This window comes from Cupriavidus sp. 05T313 (assembly GCF_056396665.1).
Map to the genome: position 1 here is coordinate 1 of NZ_JBFTLX010000399.1, position 4,186 is coordinate 4,186.

Genomic DNA, 4,186 nt, shown 5'->3' on the forward strand with positions numbered 1-4,186 from the left:
GTGTTCTTCGGCACCATCATGAAGCGCAAGACCCGCCATATCTACGTGGCCAACTGGTTCTTCGGCGCTTACATCCTGACCATCGCCATATTGCACATCGTCAACAACGTCGAGATGCCTGTGACGATGTGGAAGTCCTACTCGGCCTATGCCGGCGTGCAGGACGCCATGGTGCAGTGGTGGTACGGCCATAACGCGGTGGGCTTTTTCCTGACCACCAGCTTCCTGGGCATGATGTATTACTTCATTCCCAAGCAGGCCGGCCGCCCGATCTACTCCTACCGCCTGTCGATCGTTCACTTCTGGGCGCTGAACTTCACCTATATGTGGGCCGGCCCCCACCACCTGCAGTACACCGCGCTGCCCGACTGGGCGCAGTCGCTCGGCATGGTGTTCTCGCTGATCCTGCTGGCGCCTTCTTGGGGCGGCATGATCAACGGCATCATGACCTTGTCGGGTGCCTGGCACAAGCTGCGCACCGATCCCATCCTCAAGTTCCTGGTGGTGGCGCTGTCCTTCTACGGCATGGCGACCTTCGAGGGCTCGATGATGTCGATCAAGACTGTCAACGCGCTGTCGCACTACACGGACTGGACCATCGGCCACGTGCACTCCGGTGCGCTGGGCTGGGTCGCGATGATTTCGATCGGCTCGCTCTATTACCTGATCCCGCGTCTGTTTGGCGAGAAGGAGATGTACAGCGTGCGGCTGATCGAACTGCACTTCTGGATCGCCACCATCGGCGTGGTCCTGTATATCGCCTCGATGTGGATCGCAGGCGTGATGGAAGGCTTGATGTGGCGGGCCACGCAGCCCGACGGCACGCTCACCTATGCCTTCGTGGAAGCGGTCAAGGCCAAGTACCCGTTCTACCTGATCCGCTTGCTGGGTGGCCTGTGTTTCCTGTCCGGCATGTTGCTGATGGCCTACAACGTGGCGCGAACCATCATCGGCAAGCCCGCGGTGGATGCGCCGATCCCGACCAGCGTTGGTGCCTCCGCCCATTGATCATTCCAGGATAGAAACGATGTCTGAAAAACGAAGCTTCTTTACGCACGAGACCCTGGAGAAGAACATCGGCTGGCTGATCATCTGCACCATCCTGGTGGTCAGTATCGCCGGGCTAGTCCAGATTGTGCCGCTGTTCTTCCAGCACTCCACAACGGAGCCCGATGCGGGGATCAAGCCGTATTCGCCGCTGCGCCTGATGGGCCGCGATATCTATATCCGCGAGGGTTGCGTGGGCTGCCATTCGCAGCAGGTGCGTACGCTGCAGGGCGATGTCGAACGCTATGGCCACTACTCGACGGCCGGCGAATCGGTCTATGACCATCCCTTCCTGTGGGGCTCCAAGCGTACTGGTCCCGACCTGGCGCGCGTGGGCGGCCGCTATTCCGATGACTGGCAGCGCATCCACCTGCGCAATCCGCGCGACGTGGTGCCCGAGTCGGTGATGCCGTCCTACCCGTGGCTCGAGAAGGCTCCGCTGCAGGCCAACGATATCCGCGACCGCATGCGTGCGCTGAGGCGGCTGGGTGTGCCCTATACCGACGCCGAGATCGAACAGGCGCCCGCCACGCTGGCAGGCAAGACCGAAGAGGACGCGATGGTCGCCTACCTGCAGGAGCTTGGCATCAGCAAGCGCAATGTGCGTGTGGACACCGCAGCCGCGGTTCAGCCCGCAGCCGCGCCGGCCAAGGAGTAAGCCATGGCAATGATCACTGCGTTTTCCACCGTGATCTCGATGGTGGCGTTTCTCGCGATCTGCTGGTGGGCCTGGTCGTCCGGCCGCAAGGCAGCCAACCAGGAGTCGGCCATGCTGCCATTCGCGCTGCCCGACGAGCCGCTGGCCGCGAACCACGACGGCCGCCATCGTGCCGGCGGAGCAAACAACACCAAGCAGGAACACTGAGTCATGAGCGACTTCTTCACGGATTTCTGGAGTTACTACATCGCCGCCATTGCGCTGGTAGGCATCGTCTGGTGCATATGGCTGCTGTTCTCCCAGCGCAAGGTGGTCAAGGTGGCCGGCGCTACCGAAGACACTGGCCACGTGTGGGACGGCGACCTGCGCGAGCTGAACAATCCGCTGCCACGCTGGTGGATGTGGATGTTCCTGCTGGCTTGCCTCTTCGGGCTGGTCTACCTGGTGCTGTACCCGGGACTGGGTTCCTACGCCGGCGTGCTCAAGACATCCAGCCGGGTCGAACTGGAGGCACATCGCAAGGCGGCTGAGCAGGTGCAGAGCGATGTCTATGGCAAGTACATGCAGATGGACGTCAAGCAGGTGGCCGCGGATCCGGCTGCGCGCGAGATCGGGCAGCGCCTGTTTCTCAACTACTGCGCGCARTGCCATGGCTCCGACGCGCGCGGCAGCCGCGGCTTTCCSAACCTGACCGACAACGACTGGCTSTATGGCGGCGATCCCGCGACCATCACCCAGACCATTACCAAGGGGCGCAACGGCGTGATGCCGTCATTCGCTTCGACCATCGACGGCAAACTGGCCGGCGACGTGGCGCAATACGTTCGTTCGCTGTCAGGCTTGTCTTCCGATCCGATTCGCGCCTCGCGTGGCGAAAGCACATTCAAGTCCACGTGCGCGGCCTGCCATGGCTCTTCCGGCAAGGGYAACCAGGCGCTCGGYGCGCCSAACCTGTCGGACARSGTCTGGCTSTACGGCAGTTCGGAGGCAAACATCGTCGACGCCATCCTGAAGGGTCACAACAACCACATGCCGGCACACGAGGAAATCCTGACGCCGGAGCGCATCCGCATGCTGACGGCCTATGTCTGGGGACTGTCGAACAATGGGGCAGCCCCCGCGGGGAGCGGGCAATGAACGGCGACGCCAGCATGTGGAGCCTGCGTGCCGCTGGGGGTGATCGCCCATGAATGCCCCGGAACCGGAACCGCTGAGAAAGCACGGAGCCGCCTGGGGGCCTCTGCGGGAGCCCGCATCCGCCACGGGGGATGGGGAAACCTCGGATGAAACCCTGTACGAAGTCCGCCGCAAGATCTATCCGCGCTCAGTCACAGGGGCGTTTTCGAGCTGGCGGGTCTGGATGGTGGTCCTGACCCAGCTGTTCTTCTATGGCATGCCCTGGCTGCAATGGAACGGCCGCCAGGCCATGTTGTTCGATCTCGGCGCGCGCAAGTTCTACATCTTCGGCTTGGTGCTCTGGCCGCAGGATGTGATCTACCTGTCCGTGCTGCTGGTGATTTCCGCGCTCTCGCTGTTCCTGTTCACGGCGATCGCGGGTCGCCTGTTCTGCGGCTATGCCTGTCCGCAGACGGTGTACACAGAAATCTTCATGTGGATCGAGCGGCATGTGGAAGGCGATCGCTTTGCCCGCATCCGCCTGGATGGCGATCCGTGGAGCSYGCGCAAGCTGCGGCTCAAGGCSACCAAGCACACGCTCTGGRTSGTGATCGCSCTRTGGACCGGCTTTACCTTCGTCGGGTACTTTTCGCCCATTCGCGAGTTGGGCGGCCACGTGCTCAGCCTGTCGCTGGGGCCGTGGCAAACGTTCTGGATGCTGTTCTACGCCTTCGCCACCTGGGGCAACGCCGGCTTCATGCGCGAGCAGGTGTGCAAGTACATGTGTCCTTATGCACGCTTCCAGAGCGTGATGGTCGATCGCGACACGTATGTGGTGACGTATGACGTGGGCCGCGGCGAGCCGCGCGGCAGCCGCTCGCGCAAGGTGGACCACCAGGCCGCCGGCATGGGCGATTGCGTGAACTGCAGCATCTGCGTGCAGGTCTGCCCCACCGGCATCGATATTCGCGACGGCCTGCAGTACGACTGCATCGGTTGCGGCGCCTGCATCGACGCCTGCAACCAGGTCATGGACAAGATGGCGTATCCGCGCGGGCTGATCCGCTACACCTCGGAGAACGCCATGCGCAGCGTGCTGCCCGAGGCGGAGGCGCGCAAGCGTCTGTTCCGGCCGCGCACGGTGGTGTACTCCGTGATCTGGCTGGCCCTGGTTGCCGGCTTCACGGTGTCGCTGGCCATGCGCACACCGCTCAAGGTCGATATCATCCGCGACCGCGGCGCGCTGGGCAGGGAAGTGGAGGGACGCTGGATCGAGAACGTGTATCGCCTGCAACTGATCAACACGACCGAGGCGCCGATGCATGTGGCCATTCGCGCGGACAGTGATGACCTGAAGGGCCTGGC

Annotated in this window: 5 protein-coding genes; all 5 read left to right on the forward strand. The window is 62.9% G+C overall.

Annotation, left to right across the window (positions count from 1 at the left end; translation table 11 throughout):
• Nucleotides 1-1,008, forward strand: a 1,008-nt coding sequence (locus AC1DKD_RS39620) for a cbb3-type cytochrome c oxidase subunit I (RefSeq protein ID WP_477144596.1), incomplete at its 5' end; no start/stop codon positions are given.
• 19 nt (nt 1,009-1,027) lie between these two features.
• Entirely contained in the window at nt 1,028-1,705 is a 678-nt protein-coding gene (gene ccoO / locus AC1DKD_RS39625) for a cytochrome-c oxidase, cbb3-type subunit II (RefSeq protein ID WP_441632174.1), read from the forward strand.
• A 3-nt stretch (nt 1,706-1,708) separates the two neighbouring features.
• The gene (locus AC1DKD_RS39630; RefSeq protein WP_035867847.1) at nt 1,709-1,912 is read left to right on the forward strand and encodes a cbb3-type cytochrome oxidase subunit 3; all 204 of its coding nucleotides are present in this window, start codon (nt 1,709-1,711) and stop codon (nt 1,910-1,912) included.
• 3 nt (nt 1,913-1,915) lie between these two features.
• Nucleotides 1,916-2,842, forward strand: a complete 927-nt coding sequence (gene ccoP / locus AC1DKD_RS39635; protein WP_477144597.1) for a cytochrome-c oxidase, cbb3-type subunit III — start codon at nt 1,916-1,918, stop codon at nt 2,840-2,842.
• A 49-nt stretch (nt 2,843-2,891) separates the two neighbouring features.
• On the forward strand, nt 2,892-4,186 hold a 1,295-nt coding region (ccoG, locus tag AC1DKD_RS39640; protein WP_477144598.1), incomplete at its 3' end, for a cytochrome c oxidase accessory protein CcoG.

What these genes read in the sequence shown, in the direction of transcription:
- ccoO (WP_441632174.1), top strand. Translation starts at nt 1,028, where the DNA reads ATGTCTGAAAAACGAAGCTTCTTTACGCACGAGACCCTGGAGAAGAAC.
- AC1DKD_RS39630 (WP_035867847.1), top strand. Translation starts at nt 1,709, where the DNA reads ATGGCAATGATCACTGCGTTTTCCACCGTGATCTCGATGGTGGCGTTT.